This is a genomic window from Brachybacterium sp. AG952 (assembly GCF_004362645.1).
In the GTDB taxonomy this organism is placed as follows: Bacteria; Actinomycetota; Actinomycetes; order Actinomycetales; family Dermabacteraceae; genus Brachybacterium; species Brachybacterium conglomeratum.
Genome location: NZ_SNXV01000001.1, coordinates 603,383 through 620,947, shown reverse-complemented (window position 1 = coordinate 620,947; position 17,565 = coordinate 603,383). Strand labels below are relative to the sequence as shown.

The window sequence follows — 17,565 nt, the reverse complement described above, 5'->3', positions numbered from 1 at the left end:
TCAGCGGGCGCGGTACAGGAACAGGTCGGTGCGGTAGGGCACGCCGACCCTCGCCCCGCGGGCGTGGCCGAGGTGGTCGTGGAGGTACCAGTCGAGGTTCGCGAGCACCTTCTGCCGCCGCTCCTCGGGGGCGGTGATCACGTAGCTGCGGGTGCGGGCGAGGTCGATGACGTCCTGGGTGGGCATCGGGTCCTCCCAGGTGAGCGCACGGCGACCTGTGAGCTCGAGCCCGGGGCCGACGGTGGGGTCGAAGTCCTCGCGATGGATGTCGCCGGCGTGCATGATCCGCGACAGCCGGTGCACCCAGGGAATCGTCACGTCGAGCATGTTCCACACCAGGGCGAGCACTCCCCCGGGCGCGAGCAGCCGCAGCACCTCGGTCGACGCCGCCTCCGCGTCGAACCAGTGCCACGCCTGCGCGACGGTGACCAGCTCGGCCGACGCCGCGGGCAGCCCGGTCGCCTCGGCGGGAGCGACGCGGGTGGCGAGCGCGCCATGGGCTCCGCGACGACGGGCGGTCTCCAGCATCGCCGCGCTGGTGTCCACCGCGGTCACCTCGAACCCTCGCTCCACCAGCGCCCACGACAGCTTCCCCGTCCCCGCCCCGAGATCCACGGCGCGGAGCGACGAGGCGGAATCGGCGGACGGCGCACCGTCGGAGATCGACGCGGTGCCGGAGAGCGGCGCGGGGGCATCGGCCAGCGCCGCGAGCATCGCCTCCAGCGCCGCTGGCGGGTACCCCGGCCGCAGCCGGTCGTAGTCGGCGCCCTGCCCCTGGAAGGCCCCGGCGAGCGCCTGCTTGCGGGCACCGTCCCGGAACCGCGGCTCGTCGCGGGCGGAGATCGGCGGGATCGGCGGATGCAGCGGGTCGGTCATCGGCTCACCGCTCCGCCCGGTGCGCGACCCACGACCGGTGCAGCCCCGCGTAGATCCCGCCCTCGAGATCGACGAGCTCGGCGTGGGTGCCGTGCTCGACGAGGTCGCCGTGGTCCAGCACCATGATCCGGTCGGCGCGCTCGGCGGTGGAGAGCCGGTGGGCGATGGTGATCGTGGTGCGGCCGCGGGCGAGGCCGTCGATCGCCTGCTGCAGGCGCACGTCGGCGGCGGGGTCCACGGCGCTGGTCGCCTCGTCCAGGACGATGATGTCGGGGTCGGCGAGATAGGCGCGGGCGAGTGCGACGAGCTGCCGCTCCCCCGCGCTGAGGGACTCGCCGCGCTGGCCGACGGGGGTGTCCAGCCCCTCGGGCAGCTCGTCGGCCCAGGTGCCGAGCCCCAGCTCGTCCAGCGCCTGCCGCATCTGCGCCTCGCTCGCGTCGGGCCGCCCGTAGAGCAGGTTCCCGGCGACGGTGGTGTCGAAGAGGAAGCCCTCCTGCGGCACCATGATCACGCGGGAGCGCAGCGACTCGTAGGGCACCAGGTGGAGCGGCACCCCGCCCACCTCGATGGTGCCGGAGGCGGGGTCCATCATGCGGGTGAGCAGCTTGGCGAAGGTGGTCTTGCCGCTGCCGGTCTCCCCCACGATCGCGATGCGGGAGCGGGCGGGGATGGTGACGTCCAGGCCGTGGATGACCTCGGGGCCGGTCGGGTAGCGGTAGCGCAGCTCGCGGATCTCGATGTCGAGCAGCCCGTCCGGCAGCGGCGTCGCACCGGGGACGGGCTCGCCGCGCCGGCCGGTGCGGGGGTCGATGGCGCCGCCGGGGTCGGCGACGTCGGCCGGGGTGTCGAGCACGCCGAGCACGCGCCGCCACCCGGCCACCGCGTTCTGCGCCTCCGAGAGCATCTCGATGCCCATGCGGACGGGCTGGCTGAACAGGGAGACGAGGAAGACGAAGGCGACCACGCCGCCGGCGGTGAGGTCGGCGCCGGGCAGGTCGATCCCGAGCGCGCCGGTGCCGAGCACCACCCCGACCACGACCACGACGGCGGTCGCGAGCCCGTCGGCCGTCTCCGAGAGGAAGAAGGACGCGGACTGGGGGCGCAGCACCGAGAACTGGGCGTCGCGCACCGCACCGATCCGGCCGACCTGGGCCTGGCGGGTGCGCTCCTCGGTGCCGTAGGCGCGCACGGTCGCGGAGCCGACGAGGGACTCGGAGACCGTGCCGAGCATCTCGCCGACCTTCGTGCGCACCACCTGGTAGCGGGCGCGGATCCGCTTCTGCAGGGAACCCATGATCACGAGGATCGGGAGGTAGCACAGCCACACCACGAGCGCGAGCGGCCAGGAGTAGAAGGCCATCACGGCGGTGGCGAGGACGAGCTGGAAGCTCATCACCACCAGCATGATCCCGCCGAAGCTCATGAACTGGCTGACGGTGTCGACGTCGCTGGTCACGCGGGAGACGAGGGCGCCGCGCTGCTCGGTGCCCTGGGTGAGCAGGGACAGGTCGTGGATGTGGCGGAAGGCGCGCTTGCGCAGGGTCGCCAGCGACGTCTCGGCCAGGCGGAACAGGCGCCGGTTCATGAGCACGTTGCAGGTCGCGGTCGCGAGCAGGACGAGGGCGGCGAGTCCCGCGGCGCCGGCGACGAAGGCGACGTCGGGGGACTCGGGCGCGATGATGCCGCGGTCGAGGATGGCCTGGACGGCGATGGGCACGACCACCTTGCCGGCGGTCGCGATCACGGCCAGCAACAGGGTGATCCACAGCCCGCGCAGCAGCTCGGGGGTGAGGGCGAGGCCGCGGCGGATGGTCGCGATCGCGCCCTCGTCGGCGGCGGCCTCCCCGCCGAGCTCGGACGAGGTGCGGGCTCCGGGTGCGGCGGTCATCGCCCTGCCTCCTGATCGGTGCGGACCGCGGGGATCCCGCCGGTACGGGTGGGCGGCTCGCACTCGCCCTCGTCGGCGACCGACTCCTCGTGGCGGTGGCGTCCCGCGCTGTGGATCTCGATCGCGCCGGTGACGGGGTCGGGCTCCTCCTCGGGAGCGTCGCTGGGCGGGGGCTTGGAGGCCTCGAGCAGGCTGTGGGAGATCGCGGCCTCGTCGTAGGCGTCCACCAGCGCGCGATAGCCGGCGCTGCGCGCCCGCAGCTCCTCATGGGGGCCGACGTCGGCGACGCGGCCGTGGTCGAGGAACACGACCCGGTCGGCGAGCGAGATCGTGGACTTGCGGTAGGCGATCAGCAGCAGCGTCGACTCGGTCATCTCGCGGCGGATCCCGTCGAGGATCGCGAGCTCGACGCTCGGGTCGCAGGCGCTGGTCGCGTCGTCGAGGATCAGCAGGCGGGGCCGACGGGCCAGCGCCCGGGCGAGCGCGATGCGCTGGCGCTGCCCGCCGGAGAGGGAGCCGCCGCGCTCCCCGAGCTCGGTGTCGAGCCCGTCCGGCAGCGCGTCGACGAAGGCCTCGGCCTGGGCGACGCGCAGCGCCCAGCGCACGGTCCGCTCGTCGATGTCCTCGCCGAGGGTGACGTTCTGGCGCACGGTCGCGTCCATGACGAAGGCCTGCTGCAGCACGAGGGCGACGTCGGCCGTGAGCGCCTCGGCGGTGAGGCTCTCGAGGCGGGCACCGTCGAGGCTGATCGTGCCGCTGCTCGGCGGGACCAGGCCCGCGGCGAGCAGCGCGAGGGTGGACTTCCCGGAGCCGGTCGCGCCGACGACGGCCAGCACCCGGGTCCCGGCCGTCGGGTCGGCGCGCAGGGACACGTCGGTCAGGGCATGCCCCTCGCGCACGGCGAGCTGCTCCTCGCGGACGCCGCGGCCGAGGATCACGGCGGCGGGGTCGTCGCGGTAGACGAAGGAGACCTGGTCGAACGCGAGCACGCCGGGTCCGCTCGGCAGCGGGTCGGGGCCGTAGGTGCGCTCCTCCTCGACGTCGAGGATCTGCTGCACGCGGCCGCCGCCGACGACCGTGCGGGAGAGGTCCCCGAGCACCCAGCCGAAGGACCGGATCGGCAGGGACATCAGCGTGAACAGGTAGGCGACCTCGACGAGCTGGCCGGTGCTGAGGTGCCCCTCCCCGATCCGCCAGGCGCCGAGCACGGCGACGGCGAGGATGCCGAGGTTCGGGAGGGCGTCGATGGCGGGGTCGAACCAGCCGCGGATGTAGCCGAAGCGGATCCCGGTCTCGCGCAGGTCGTCGGCGGCGCGGGTGAAGCGCTTCTCCTCGACGTCCTCGCGGCCCAGGGACTTCACGACGTTCGCGCCGTCGAAGGACTCGTGGGCGATCTCGGCGACCTCGGCGCGCAGCTGCTGGGAGCGCATCGCGATCGGGGTCGCGAAGCGCTGCAGGAGCACGTTGAGGACGATCAGCAGCACGATCAGCGCGAGCATGACCAGCAGGATCACCGGGTCGATCCGGGCGACGACCACGGTCGCGTAGGCCAGCATCACCAGGGTGGACAGCGCGAAGGGGAAGGGCGCCATCGCGAAGAAGGTCGCCTCGACGTCGGAGTAGACGGAGCTGAGCAGGGTGCCGGTGGCCTGGCGGCGGTGCCACAGCAGCGGAACCTTCGCGTAGACCTGCACGATCCGCTCGCGGTAGAGGCGGAAGAGGTCGAACTGGGCGGCGGCGGCGAAGACGCGCCGCGCCATGACGGTCACGGCGCGGGCGACGGCGATGCCGAGGATCGCCGCTCCCCCGCCGAGGACGAGCGCGGGGGCGACCTCGCCGCTGGCGAAGGAGGGGACGACGACGTCCTCGGTGACCCAGCCGATGATCGAGGAGGTCGCGATCTGGAGCAGCGCGAAGGCGGTCGCGCCGAGCACGGCGAGGACGAACCAGCGCTTCTGCTCCCACGAGCCCTTCAGCAGTCGCTTCAGCCCGGGGACGAGGACGGCGGGGTGCTGCGAGGTGGTCATGCGGTCACGAAGTGCACGATGACCGCGATCGCGAACGTGAACGTGGACAGCACCGCCAGGGAGAACTCGATGAGGATCCCGGTGCCGAGGGCCTTCAGCGCGATCCACGTGTTGTCCAGGCCCTTCCTCCAGTCCTTCAGCCGCAGCGACTCGGCGACGTACAGTCCGGCGAGGAAGCCGATCGGCAGCCCGAGGAAGGGGATGACGAAGAAGCCGACGACCGCCGCGGCGATCGCGACGTAGACCGGCCACATCGGCACCTCGGCCGCGTGGAGGCGGCGCCCGGTGAGGACGTAGCTGGCGGTCATGCCGGCCGCGCCGAGCAGGAGCACGATCCCGAAGGCGACCCAGGCGGGCCAGCCGCCGATCAGGATCGCCCAGACCAGGGTCGCGATGATGATCGTGATGGTGCCGGGCAGGACCGGCACGATGATGCCGGTGAGGCCGACGGCGTAGGCGAGTCCGGCGAGGACCGTGACGATGATCTGGACGGTCAGGGAATCGACCACGAGGTCCTCCGGGGCGCAGGTGCGGGTGGGGCCTCGTCGATCCTATCGGCAGCCCGTCAGGGCAGGCGCACCACCTGGCCGGCCCAGGAGAAGCCGCCGCCGAAGCCGACCAGCAGCGCGGTCGCGCCGGAGGGGATCCGCCCGGCCTCGCGCATCCGCGAGATCGCCAGCGGGATCGTCGCGGCGGAGGTGTTGCCGGAGGTGATGATGTCGTCGGCGACGATCGCGTCCTCGCGCAGGCCGAGCGCGGCGGCGAGCGGCTCGATCATGCGCAGGTTCGCCTGGTGGGGGACGAACACGTCGATGTCCTCCATGGTCAGCCCGGCGGCCTCGACGATCCGCTGCGAGATCTTCGGCGCCTCGCGCAGCGCCCAGCCGAGCACCTGCCGTCCCTGCTGGGCGAAGGCGGGGCCCTCGCCGTTGATGGTGACGGCGTCGGCGAGCTCGGGGACGGTACCCCAGACGACCGGCGCGATGCCGGGCTGGTCGCTCGCTGTCAGCACCATCGCGCCCGCCCCGTCGGCGGTGAGGATGCAGGTGGTGCGGTCGGTGTAGTCGGTGACGGCGGAGAGCTTCTCCGCACCGATCACGAGGGTGGTGGTCGAGGCGCCGGTGCGGATCGACATGTCGGCCACGGCGAGCGCGTGCTCGAAGCCGGAGCAGGCCGCGCCCACGTCGAAGGCGGCGGGCGCGGGGATGCCGAGCTGCTGGGCGACGCGGCCCGCGGCGCTCGGGGAGCGCTCGTGGTTGGAGCAGGTCGCGACGATCACCTGCGTGATCTCGGAGGGGTCGACGCCCGCATCGGCGAGCGCATTGCGTCCCGCGATCGCGGCGAGGTCGCCGACGTCGACCCCGTCGGCCGCGACGCGCCGCTCCTCGATGCCAGTGCGCTGGCGGATCCACTCGTCGCTGGTCTCGACGAGCTGCTCGAGGTCGGCGTTGGTCATCACGCGGTCGGGCCGGTGATGGCCGGTGCCGAGGATCCTCGATCCGGCCGCGAGGGCCTGGGCGGCGAAGGGGCGGGGGCTCGTGGTCATGGTGCTCTCCTGGTCCGACGGATGCACCGATGGTAGGCGCAGTCCTCAGCGCAGGTTCGCCAGCGGTTCCACGTGCCGCGGCTCGCGGCGGCGTCTCGAAGGTCTCCTCCCGCTTCGCGATGAAGGTCCTGAAGAGCCCTCGCCCCACGCGGGGTGGTCTCAGGCCGTGACGGTCAGGGTCGAGCGGGCGTCGGCGCCGCGGCGCACGTGGATCTGCTCGGCGATCTGGGACTTCATGTCGCCGACGTGGCTGACGATCCCGACGGTGCGGCCGCTCTCGGCGAGCCGCCCGATCTCCCGCACGACGGTCTCGAGGGTCTCGGGGTCCAGGGAGCCGAAGCCCTCGTCGATGAAGAGGGTCTCCATCTGCACCCCGCCGGCCTCCCCCATGACGATGTCGGCGAGGCCCAGGGCGAGCGCGAGGGAGACGAAGAAGGTCTCGCCGCCGGAGAGGGTCTCGGGCACGCGCACCTGGTCGGTGCGGCGGTCGAGGACCAGCAGGTCCAGTCCGGTCTTCCGCGCGCCGCGTGCGCCGCGGTCGCGCTGCAGCTCGAGCTCGGAGCCGGAGAACAGGGCGAGGCGGGCGTTGGCCGCGTCGATCACGGCGTCCAGCCGCCACATGAGCACGTAGGTCGACAGCTGCACCCGCTCGCCGTCGGCGGAGCGGCCGGTGGCGAGGTCGGCGACGCGCACCACGACCCCGGCGTCCTCGCCGACGGCGCGGACCTGCTCGGAGGCGGCGGCGAGGGCCTCGCGAGCGGAGCCGGCGCGCTGGGCCACGCCGGCGCTGCGGGCGGCGAGCCCCGCAGCCTCCCTCGCGGCGGTCTGCGCGGCGGTGAGCCTCTCCCCCGCGGCGACCAGCGCCGCCTCGGCCTGCTCGCGGGCCTCGTCGGTCGCGACGGTGTCCGCGATGCCGTCCTCGGCGAGACCGTCGGCGAGGCGGGTCTCGTCGACGGCGCGGGTCTGGACCTGCTTCTGCAGACGGGTGCGCTCCTGGGCGGGCAGGACTGCGGCGCGGGCGGTCTCGGCGGTGGCGAGGCCGCTGGCGGCGAGGGCGCGGTCGGCCTCGGCGGCGAGCTCGGCGGCGGAGCTCTCGGCCTGGATGCGGCTGCGCAGCGCCTCGCGGAGCGCGGTCGCGGCGCGGGCGCGGGCGGTGTGGCCGCGGCGGCGTTCGGCGATGGAGCCGTCCTGCCCACGGGCCTCGTCGATCCGGGTGCGGTCGGCGACGAGCGTGCGGCCGGTCTCGTCGATGCCGGTGCGCTCACGGGCGATGTCGAGGGCGAGCGCCTCCTTGGCGCGGGTGGCCTTCTCGGTCTCGGCGTCGAAGGCGTTCAGCTGCGTCTCGAGCTCGTCGGCGCGGGCGGCGGCGGTCGTCGCGGCGGTGACGGCGGCGGTGCGGGTCCCGACCTCGGCGTGGGCGGTGTCGGGGGTGTGCTCCCCGGCGTCCTCGCGCAGCGCGGCGAGCTCCCGCTCGGCGAGGGCGAGGGCCTGTGCGTCGGCGGCCTGTGCCTGCTCGGCGGCGCGGCGGGCGGTCTCGGCGGCCTCGACCTGCTCAGGGCTGACGGCGTCCTCGGAGGGGTCCGCGGGGTGGGGGTGCTCGTGGGATCCGCAGACGGGGCAGGCAGAGTCGTCCTCGAGGTCGGCGGCGAGCTCGGCGGCGATCCCGGCGAAGCGGCGCCGACGCAGCGTGGCCTCCTCCTCGGCGCGGGCGCGGGCGGTGCGCAGGGAGCGCTCGGCCGTCTCCTTGGCCTTCGCGACGGCCTTGACCTGGGCATCTGCGGCGGTCGCGGCCTTCAGCACGTCCTGCGCGGCGGCGAGGGCGAGCCGCGCTTCGGCGAGGCCCGAGGCGGCGGTGCGGGCCTCCTCGCGCGCGGTGACGAGGGCACCGCGGGCAGCGGGGCGCTCCTCGAGCCGGACGGTCGCAGCCTTCAGCTGCTCCTCCCGGGCCGTGAGGGCCTCGCGTCGGGCGCCGAGCTGCTTCTCCCGCTCGGGCAGCGCGGTCTCGAGGTCGACGAGGTCCTTGAGGGCGCCGGCGGCGCCGGTCGCCTCGTCGGCCGCGGCGGCGAGTGCGGCGGCGGGGTCCTCGGCCTGCTCCGCGAGGAGGTCGACGAGGTCGGGGTGCGCGGGTCGCGTCTCCTCGGCGCGCGCGGCGAGGGCCTCGATCGCGGCCGAGGCGGCCTGGGCGGCGGTGTCGCGTCGCCGCAGCACCTCGACGACGGGGCGGGCGGTCTCGTCGCGCTCGAGCGCGGCCGACGCCTTCGTGACCTCGGACTTCTCCGTCTCGAGGCGGGTCGCGAGCTGGTCTAGCTCTCGGCGGCGATCGATTCGGGTGCGGGCGGTGCGGGCGGCCTCGGCGGCGGTCCGCGCGGTCTGCTCCACCTCCTGCGCCGCGGCGGAGGAAGCGGCGGTCTCGGCCGCGCGGGCGGTGACCTGCGCGAGCTGGGCGTCGGCCGCGGAGGCGAGGGACTCGAGGCGCAGTGCGGCGGCGTGCTCGGTGAGCGCGGCGGAGTCCTCGTCCTCGAGGGCGACGGCCTCGGTGAAGCGCGCCAGCGCTGTGCCGAGGGTCTGCTGAGCGGCGTCGACCTGGCGCTTCGCCTGTTTGCGCATCTCCTCGAGCTGCTTCTCGACGGCGGCGTAGGTCTCGGTGCCGAAGACGCGCTGCAGCACCTGCTGGCGCTCCCCGGTGCCGGCGCGCAGGAAGCGGGCGAACTCGTTCTGGGGCAGCAGGACGGTCTGGGTGAACTGCTCGCGGGTGAGGCCGACGGCGCGCTGCACCTCGCGGCCCACCTCGTCGATGCGGCTGGCGATCACCTCGCTGCCGTCGCCGGCGCCCGCGGTGTCGGCGATCGCGGCGGGCAGGGCCTGCGGGGACCCGATCCGCCACATCAGGGCCTTGGCCTGCTCCTTCGTGGTGCCGGTGCCACGCAGCTTGGGGCGCTGGAACTCCGGGGAGCGGCGCACGCGGTGCAGTCCGGAGGGGGTCTCGAAGACGAGGTCGACGATGCTCGGCTCCGTCGGAGCGGCGAACTGGGAGCGGATCCGGTCGGCGCTGGTGGCGGAGCCGGCGACCTGCCCGTAGAGGGCGTAGACGATCGCGTCGAGGATCGTGGACTTGCCGGAGCCCGTCGGCCCCTCGAGCAGGAAGGTGCCGGAGGCGCCGAGGGCGGCGAAGTCGATCTCGACGGTGCCGGCGAAGGGGCCGATCCCGGTCATGCGGAGGTGGTGGAGCTTCACGAGGCCTCCTGCTGGCGGCGGACGGCGGAGTAGGCGCGCTCGAGCACGTCGTGCTCCGCCTCGGTGGGGTCGCCGCCGGTGACGTGGGCGAGGAACTCGTCCATCACCTCCAGCGGGTTCTGCTCCCGGCGCACCACCGGGGTGCCGGCGCTCGCGGCGCGGCCCTCCGGGGCGTACTCGGTCAGGAGCAGGTGGGGGTAGGCCTCACGGAGCTGCTCCTGCAGGTGGGCTGGGCGGGCGGGGTCGGTGACGACGGCCTTCAGCCAGTCCCCGGCGTGCTCGTCCCGGCGGGCGAGGATCTCCTCCAGGGTGCCGCGCAGCTCGGTGAGACGGCGCGGGACGGGGGTCTCGATGCGGCGCACGGCGACCTCGGCCCGCTCCCCGTCGGCCCCCGGAGCGCCGAGCTCGACGAGGAGGACGGACTTGCGGTGGCTGCGCTCGGAGAAGGAGAAGGCGAGCGGGGAGCCGGAGTACCAGGCGGGGGCGCCGACGCTGCGGGTGAGGTCCTGGCAGCCGTGGAGGTGGCCGAGGGCGAGGTAGTCGATGCCGCCGAGCACCCCGGCGGGGACGGAGTCGACGCCGCCGACGGAGAGGTCGCGCTCGGAATCGCTGGCCTCGCCGCCGGTGACGAAGGTGTGGGCGAGGACGACGGTGCGGGCACCGGGCCGGGCCGCGGCGTGCTCCCGCACCCGGTCCAGGGCCACGCGGGTGACGGCCTCGTGGCTGCGGGGCAGCGGCTCCTCGCCCTCGCGAGCGAGCTCGGTGCGAGCGCGGTCCGGCTCGAGATAGGGCAGGCCGAAGAACAGCACCTCGCCGTGCTCGTCCTCGACGGAGACGGGATGCTCGATCCCGGGCAGGTCGGTGAGCAGGTGGATGCCGGCGCGCATCAGGGAGCGGCCGAAGCCGAGCCGCTCCGGGGAGTCGTGGTTCCCGCTGGTCAGCACCACGGTCGCGCCGGTGTCGGCGAGGCGGGCGAGGGCCCGGTCCAGGAGGGTCACGCTGCTCACCGCGGGCACGGCGCGGTCGTAGACGTCGCCGGGGATCACCACGACGTCCACCCCCTCGGCCTCGACGAGGTCGACGAGCCAGTCGAGGAAGGCGGCCTGGTGCTCGTGCAGGTCGACCTTGTGCAGGGTGCGGCCCAGGTGCCAGTCCGAGGTGTGCAGGATCTTCATGTCATCGAGCCTAGGGGTGGGGTGCGACGGACGAGGGACGGGCGCGCGGCATCAGAAGGGCGGCGGACCGTGGTCGCCCCATCCCTCCGGCGGAGGCTCCGGGAGCTGGGCAGGGGGTGTCGGAGTCTCGCCGCGCGAGGGCGTCGCGGTCGGCGGTGGCCCGGGCGGAGCCTGGGTCTGCATAGTCGGTTCCTCGACCACCGGCGTGGTGAGCACACGCCGGTCAGCGGGATGCTCCGGTGGGCTGTTCGGGCTGGTCGCGGGGCTGCCGGCGTGGGTGCCGCGCAGGAATCCGGTCCAGGCGGCGGTGAGCAGCTCGACCATCTCGAGGCTGGCGTGGTCGAGGTCGTCGAGGACGGTGACGGCGTCGCCGTGGCGGCCGATCGTCCAGCGGGTGCGGCCGGGCCTGCCTGCCTGCGTGGGGAGCCGGGTGGGGTCCAGCAGGCCGCTCGTCTTGTCGAGGTGGTGCTGCCAGCACAGGAGGTGCAGGTTCTCGACCTCGGTGGCGCCGCCCTCGCCCGGGGTGCCGCGCAGGCACTCCTCGATGTGGTCGCACTCGGAGGCCCAGGAGGTGGGGCGCGTGCATCCGGGGACGGCGCACTGCCCGTTGCGGAGCCGGAGGTGCTCGAGCATCGCGGGGGTGGGGGTGACGCGGTCGGCCGGGAGCGGGAGGAAGGCGCCGCTGCTCGCGCTGGTGAGGACGCGGTGCCAGACGGTGCAGCTGCCGGCGAGGGAACGCGCCATCGAGGGCGGCAGCGGGGTGACGCCGTCGAGCATGCCGGGCTGGTCGGAGGCGCCGAGCAGGGTCAGCACGGGCACGGTGACGTTGAGGCGGAACCGCTCGGCGGGGACGGCGACCCCGTCGACGTCGAGTTCGGCGGTGTCGAGCAGGGCGTAGCGCAGCCGGGTCAGCGGGAGGGCCCGTCCGGTCTCGCGGACGACGCCGTCGGGGTCGTGCGGGATCGGCGTGCCGTCGCGGAGCGCCGCGCGCTGCGCCGCCTGGACGGCGCGGGCGGACTCGTCGACTGACTTCCACCGGGCGAGGATCTCGGGGATCGGGCCCGTGATCCTCAGGGTCCCGGTGCCGGCCTCCGCGCCGGGAAGCAGCTCGACGGTGCGCTCGAGCGCAGCGACGGGATCGGGACGGCTCTCGCGCTCGGCGAGATGCTCGATGAGGGCGCGCAGGAGCGTGAAGAATCGTTCCGGACTGATATCCGTGGACCATGTCGAGATCACGACATCGAGATCTCTCCTGGACGATTCGGAGATCTTCTGCGAGGTCTTCAGCATCTTCTGGAACCAGGCCGACGGCATGCTCCCGGATTCGAGGTTCTCGAGGGTGCGCGGGAAATGGTTCACGGCCTGGTATGCGTCGCGCAGTCGCCAGCTCGCGGCACTGCGAGTGACCCGGAGGCCGAGTGCGGCGCGGAGCGTCTCGACCTCGTCGAGCTCGCAGGCGTCCTCGTACTCGCCCTCGAACTCGTGCAGGGCGGCGAGGGCGCGGTACTGCGCAGCGAGCGCGAGGGCAGTGGCGCGCTCCGCATCCCACACGCGCTGCGCGGCCTCGCTGAGGGCGGGGTCGTCGGCGCAGCCGCCGAGATCGGGCAGCGCATCACGAGTACGAGCCTGGCGTGCGCCGACCCGGCGGAAACGTGCAGGAAGCGACGCGATCAGGGCATCGTCGACGGGGTCCGGGGAGGTGGCGGCAGGAGCCGACGGCGATGCCGTCACCACCGGCGACGAAGCGGGAACCGAGGGCAGGGAGACCTCCCACGCGGAGGTATCTGGGGCGGCGGCATCCGACCGCCCGGAACGCACCGCGTCGCGTGCGCCGTCGGCGATCTCATCGCCCGGCGAATGCTCCGGCTGCGTGATGCCCATCGGCCCCTCCTCCCCGTCCGCGTCGGCGATGCGTCGATGCACCGCCCTTCTCGATCCGACTCCTTCAGACTAGGGACCGACACCGACAGAAGAAAGGCCCACAGAGAATATGTGGATAACTTTCTGATCGAGTGGCGGATCTCGAGCGCAATGCGGCTCTCGATCCACACCTTTCCTCCACAGCTCCTCGTTTTCCACAATGCCATCCACAGATTTCCGAGGGGCCGCCTCGCCTGTCGGACCCCTGCGGTAGAGGGGCATCGACCCCGGACATCCCGGCCCCTCCGCCGCCGCCTGGCCTACACTCGGCTGCTGGACACGGGGTGCGCCCGAGGCGCTGAGATCACACCCGTGGAACCTGATCTAGTTCGTACTAGCGAAGGGATGTCCGCATGAGCTCGGATCCTTGCACCCTCTTTCCCGCTGCCCTCCCCCGCGCCGCCGCGCCCGATCGGCCCGCTACCCGCCGGCCCGCGTCCGGCCATCCCGCAACGGGCCATCCGGTATCCGACCGCCCCGCGCCGTCGGCCCCGCGAGTGCTCTCGATCGCGGGCACCGACCCGACGGGCGGCGCCGGCACCGCGGCGGACCTCAAGTCGATCACCGCCGCGGGCGGCTTCGGCATGGCGGCGGTCACCGCGGTCGTCGCACAGAACACCCACGGCGTGAGCGACATCCACGTCCCTCCCGCGCAGTTCCTCGCCGCGCAGCTCCGCGCGGTCTCCGACGACGTCGAGCTCGAGGCGGTCAAGACCGGCATGCTCGGCACCGCCGAGATCATCGAGGCCGTCCGGACCTGGCTCTCCGCGCACCCGCCGCGGGTGCTCGTCGTCGACCCGGTGATGGTCGCGACCAGCGGCGACAGGCTGCTGGAGCCCGAGGCGGAGCAGGCGATGATCCGCTTCTGCTCCCTCGCCACCGTGGTCACCCCGAACATCGACGAGCTCGCCGTCCTCACCGGCGAGCCCCGCGCGCACGACGAGGACGAGGCCCTCGCCCAGGCCGCCCGCTGGTCGGAGGCGACCGGCGTCGCGGTCGTGGTGAAGACCGGGCACCTCGACAGCCGCGAGGTCACCAACACCTGGATCGGGACCGACGGTACCCGCCACCCCGTGCACTCGACGCGGGTGGACACGACGAGCACGCACGGCACCGGCTGCTCCCTCGCGGCCGCGCTCGCGACCCGGCTCGGCGCCGGTGAGGACCCGGCCACGGCCCTCGCCTGGGTCACCGACTGGCTCCACGAGGCGATCCTGCACGGCGCAGAGCTGCAGGTCGGGAGCGGGAACGGCCCCGTCGACCACGCCCACCGGGCACGGCGGCTCGCGGCGGCGGGATCGGCCGCGCCGTGGGTCGCCGGCGGCGCGGTGCCGGACCGGTGGGAGCAGCCGGCCCAGCTCGCCGCCCGAGCGACGGCCGACGCCCCGACGGGTCCTGCCGCCTCGGTCCCGCCCGTCGGCCCGTGGACCGAGGCGCTGTGGGCGGCCGGGGCGCCGCTCGCCGGCGCGATCGAGGGCTCCGGCTTCGTGGCGGCGCTCGAGGACGGGAGCCTGCCCGAGGGGCAGTTCTCCTTCTATCTCGCGCAGGACGCTCACTACCTGCAGCGCTACTCCCGCGCCCTCGCGACCCTCGCCGCGACCTCGGAGGGCCCTGCCGCGCGGGAGTTCTGGTCGGACTCCTCCCGGCACTGCGTGGACACCGAGCTCGAGCTGCACCGCGCCTGGCTCGCGGCCCGCCCCGACGCGGCAGAGGTGGCCGTCAGCCCGGTGACCAGCGCGTACACCGACTTCCTGCTCGCCCGGGCGCTCGGCGACCCGACGGCCGTCGGAGCGGCCGCGGCGCTGCCCTGCTTCTGGCTGTACGCGCAGGTCGGGGCGAGCCTGCCCGAGGTCCCGGACGAGCACCCCTACGCGGGGTGGCTCCTGACCTACCGCGACCCCACCTTCGTGGAGGGGGTGCGCGGGGCGCTCGGCGTCGTCGAGCGCGAGCTCGAGGCCGCCGATCCCGCCGTGCGGGCGGAGGCGGCCCGCGCCTTCCTCCGCGCCTGCCGTCACGAGCTGGAGTTCTTCGAGCAGGCACGACGTGTGGACGCCGCCGCCGTCTCCCCGGCTCCGGCCCTCGCGGGGGCGACCCGATGACCGCCGCCTCGATCGCCGCGACCGGCACCCGCGCCCTGCCGCCCGAGGGTCGGGCCGCGCTGCGCGCCGGCGTGGTCGGGAACTTCATCGACAACATCCACGTGTTCCTGCCGGTCACGGCGCTGGCCCCGGCGATGCTCGTGATCGCGGGCCCGTCGGCGACCGCGTCGGCGGCGGCGCTGATCATCGTCGCGATGCTGCTGGGTCGGCCCGTCGGCGGGGTGGTGTTCGGACGGATCGCGGACCGCATGGGACGCACCCGCACCACCCGTCTCGCGATCGCGGGCACCGCGGCGTGCGTGCTCGCGATCGCGCTCGTCCCCACCCATCAGATGCTCGGCCCGGGCACGGTCGCGCTGATCCTGGCGCTGCGCTTCCTCGGCGGGATCTTCGTGGCCGGCGAGTACTCGGCCGCGATCCCGCTGGCGATGGAGTGGTCGAGGCCGCGGCGGCGCGGGCTGATGAGCGGTCTGATCCTCTCGATGGCGCCGTGGGCGCAGGCCACGATCGCCTTCGCCGTCGCGGCGCTGCTGGCGGCCCTCGGGCCGGAGCAGTACGCGGCCTGGGGCTGGCGAGCGCTGTTCGTCGCGGGCGCGGCGCTGTCGATCGGGATGATGCTCTACTACCGGCGGCACGTGGTCGATGCGCCGCAGGCGAGGCGGACCCCGTCGGCCGCCCCCGCCTCTCCCCGCCCGGGCCTCCGCAGCCTGCTCACCGGACGCTGGGCGTCCGCGTTCTGGGCGGCGTTCGTGCTGATGACGGGGCTGTGGCTGCTCACCGACTCGACCGTGCTGCTGCTGACGGCGCGGCTGTCCACCGACTCGCCGATCACCCCGGAGGCGGTGCCGCTGGTGATGGGCGCGGCCTCGATCGCGCAGGCGCTGGTGATGGCGCTCGCGGGGCACCTCTCGAGCCTCGTCGGGAGGCGTCGACTGCTGGTGGTGTGGGGCGCGGTCGCGGGGATCCTCGGCCCGGTGCTGTGGTGGGCGGCGGTCACCGCGCCGACCCTCGCCGTCGCGGCGCTGCTCGCCGCGCTGCTGCAGGTCGCGACGGTCTCCGCCTACGGTCCGATCGCCGCCTATCTCTCCGAGCGGTTCCCCACCGCGATCCGCTCGACCGGCTACGGCTCCGCCTACAGCCTCTCCCTCGTGCTGCCGGCGCTGTACCCGTTCTACGTGCCGGCGCTCGAGCCGCTGCTCGGCCGGCACACCACCGTGATGGGGATGGTCGCGCTCGGCGGGCTGCTCGTGGTGGTCGGGGCGCTGCTCGGCCCGCGGCTCTCCCCGCACGATATCGACGCGAACCTCGACACGGTCGCCGAGCGGAGCACGCGATGAGCCCCGCCGACGACCCCGATCTCGCCCGCGCCCTGCCCGTCCTGGCGGCGGTGCGGGAGGCGGCGCCGCTGGTCCACTGCCTCACCGCGACCGTGTCGATGCAGCTGGTGGCCGACGGGCTGCTCGCCGCCGGGGCGCGGCCGATGATGACCGAGACCGTCGTCGAGGCGCCCGTCGTCACGACCGTCGCGGACGCGCTGCTGATCAACCTCGGCACCCTCTCGACCGACGCGATGGACGGCATCCCCGCCACCGTCGCAGTCGCGCGCGAGCAGCAGCGGCCCTGGGTGCTGGACCCTACGGCGATCGGGATCGCCCCGGTCCGCACCCCGCTCGCGCGGCGGCTGATCGAACAGCGGCCGACGGCGGTGCGTGGCAACGCCTCCGAAGTCTTGGCCCTGGTGGGCGAGGCGGGAGGCGGGCGGGGCGCGGACTCGACCGCCGCCGCGGAGTCCGCCGCCGGCGCCGCCGCCGAGGTCGCCCGCCTCACCGGCGGGGCCGTCGCCGTCTCCGGCGCGGTGGACCTGGTGCTGGATGCGAGCCGCGAGGCCCGCCTCGCCCGCGGCTCCGCGCTGTTGCCGCGCGTGACCGGGACGGGCTGCCTGCTGGGGGCGCTGACCGCCGCCTGCACAGCCGTCTGGGAGGATCCCTTCGAGGCCGCGCTCGCCGCGACCACCTGGATGGCCCTGGCCGGGGAGCGCGCCGCATCGTGCGCGACCGGACCCGGCAGCTTCCGCATGCACCTGCTCGACGCCCTCGACGAGATCGGACGACGCCCATGACCGCCCCCTCCTCTCCGCTGGACCTGCGCTGCTATCTCGTCACCTCCGGCACCGGGCCGCGCACCGTCGAGGTCGCCGCCGAGGCCGCGGCGGCCGGGGCCGGGGTCGTGCAGGTGCGGGCGAAGGAGGCGAGCACGCGGGAGCTGCTCGAGCTCGTCCTCGCCGTCGCCGAGGCCGTCCGCACGGCGAACCCGAGCACACGGGTGCTGGTCGACGATCGGGCCGACGTCGCCGCGGCGGCCCGGGCCCGCGGGGCGCACGTGCACGGGGTCCACCTCGGCCAGGACGACCTGCCCGTCCCCGACGCCCGCGCCCTGCTCGGCCACGACGCGGTCATCGGACTGACCACGGGCACGCTCGACCTGGTCCGCGACTCGGCCGGGGTCGCCTTCGACCTCGACTATCTCGGCGCGGGCCCCTTCCGTCGCACCCCCACGAAGGACTCCGGCCGGGATCCGCTGGGCGTCGAGGGCTACCCGGCGCTGGTGCGGGCGACGATGCTGCCGATCGTCGCGATCGGGGACGTCACCCCGGCCGACGCCCCGGCGCTGTCCCGCACGGGCGTCGCCGGGCTCGCGCTGGTGCGCGCGGTGATGGAGGCGCCCGACCCGGGGGCGGCGGTGCGCGAGGTGCTCGACGGGATGGGCGGCCGCCCCCGCCCCTGACGAGGCCGTGACAACG

General features: G+C 74.4%; 12 protein-coding genes and 1 riboswitch. Of the genes, 4 read left to right on the top strand and 8 right to left on the bottom strand.

The window, feature by feature from the left end:
• From DEU31_RS02690 to DEU31_RS02655, 8 genes are all read right to left on the bottom strand, one after another.
• Complete coding sequence (locus DEU31_RS02690) at window positions 1-876, bottom strand: class I SAM-dependent methyltransferase (protein ID WP_133675607.1); 876 nt, start codon at window positions 874-876, stop codon at window positions 1-3.
• A gap of 4 nt (window positions 877-880) precedes the next feature.
• A complete protein-coding gene (locus DEU31_RS02685) occupies window positions 881-2,764 on the bottom strand; it encodes an ABC transporter ATP-binding protein (protein WP_133675605.1) in 1,884 nt (627 codons plus the stop codon).
• Window positions 2,761-4,791 (bottom strand): ABC transporter ATP-binding protein, encoded by a 2,031-nt coding sequence (locus DEU31_RS02680; RefSeq protein ID WP_133675603.1) that lies wholly within the window; start codon window positions 4,789-4,791, stop codon window positions 2,761-2,763. The genes DEU31_RS02685 and DEU31_RS02680 overlap by 4 nt, the downstream gene beginning before the upstream one ends.
• Entirely contained in the window at window positions 4,788-5,300 is a 513-nt protein-coding gene (locus tag DEU31_RS02675) for a DUF456 domain-containing protein (protein WP_010549421.1), read from the bottom strand. Before DEU31_RS02675 ends, DEU31_RS02680 begins: the two co-directional genes overlap by 4 nt.
• A 56-nt stretch (window positions 5,301-5,356) precedes the next feature.
• Complete coding sequence (locus DEU31_RS02670; RefSeq protein WP_133675601.1) at window positions 5,357-6,337, bottom strand: beta-ketoacyl-ACP synthase III; 981 nt, start codon at window positions 6,335-6,337, stop codon at window positions 5,357-5,359.
• Between the two features lie 159 nt (window positions 6,338-6,496).
• Window positions 6,497-9,571: an SMC family ATPase gene (locus tag DEU31_RS02665; RefSeq protein ID WP_133675599.1), complete on the bottom strand. Its 3,075-nt coding sequence runs from the start codon at window positions 9,569-9,571 to the stop codon at window positions 6,497-6,499.
• Window positions 9,568-10,746 (bottom strand): exonuclease SbcCD subunit D, encoded by a 1,179-nt coding sequence (locus tag DEU31_RS02660; RefSeq protein ID WP_133675597.1) that lies wholly within the window; start codon window positions 10,744-10,746, stop codon window positions 9,568-9,570. The genes DEU31_RS02665 and DEU31_RS02660 overlap by 4 nt, the downstream gene beginning before the upstream one ends.
• Before the next feature lie 51 nt (window positions 10,747-10,797).
• Window positions 10,798-12,477, bottom strand: coding sequence for an HNH endonuclease signature motif containing protein (locus tag DEU31_RS02655; protein ID WP_133675596.1), 1,680 nt, complete (start codon window positions 12,475-12,477; stop codon window positions 10,798-10,800).
• Between the two features lie 459 nt (window positions 12,478-12,936).
• A riboswitch (TPP riboswitch) is annotated at window positions 12,937-13,029 on the top strand.
• On the opposite strand from DEU31_RS02655, the gene DEU31_RS02650 reads away from it, so the two are divergent.
• The 4 genes from DEU31_RS02650 to DEU31_RS02635 all read left to right on the top strand — a co-directional run bounded on the left by DEU31_RS02650 (window position 13,020) and on the right by DEU31_RS02635 (window position 17,549).
• Complete coding sequence (locus DEU31_RS02650) at window positions 13,020-14,765, top strand: bifunctional hydroxymethylpyrimidine kinase/phosphomethylpyrimidine kinase (protein WP_347876443.1); 1,746 nt, start codon at window positions 13,020-13,022, stop codon at window positions 14,763-14,765. It overlaps the preceding riboswitch by 10 nt.
• Window positions 14,762-16,102, top strand: a complete 1,341-nt coding sequence (locus DEU31_RS02645; RefSeq protein WP_133675591.1) for an MFS transporter — start codon at window positions 14,762-14,764, stop codon at window positions 16,100-16,102. Before DEU31_RS02650 ends, DEU31_RS02645 begins: the two co-directional genes overlap by 4 nt.
• On the top strand, window positions 16,099-16,884 hold the full coding sequence (gene thiM, locus DEU31_RS02640; protein WP_133675589.1) for a hydroxyethylthiazole kinase: 786 nt from the start codon (window positions 16,099-16,101) through the stop codon (window positions 16,882-16,884). The genes DEU31_RS02645 and thiM overlap by 4 nt, the downstream gene beginning before the upstream one ends.
• Window positions 16,881-17,549, top strand: a complete 669-nt coding sequence (locus tag DEU31_RS02635) for a thiamine phosphate synthase (RefSeq protein WP_133675587.1) — start codon at window positions 16,881-16,883, stop codon at window positions 17,547-17,549. The genes thiM and DEU31_RS02635 overlap by 4 nt, the downstream gene beginning before the upstream one ends.
• The last annotated feature ends 16 nt before the right edge of the window (window positions 17,550-17,565 follow it).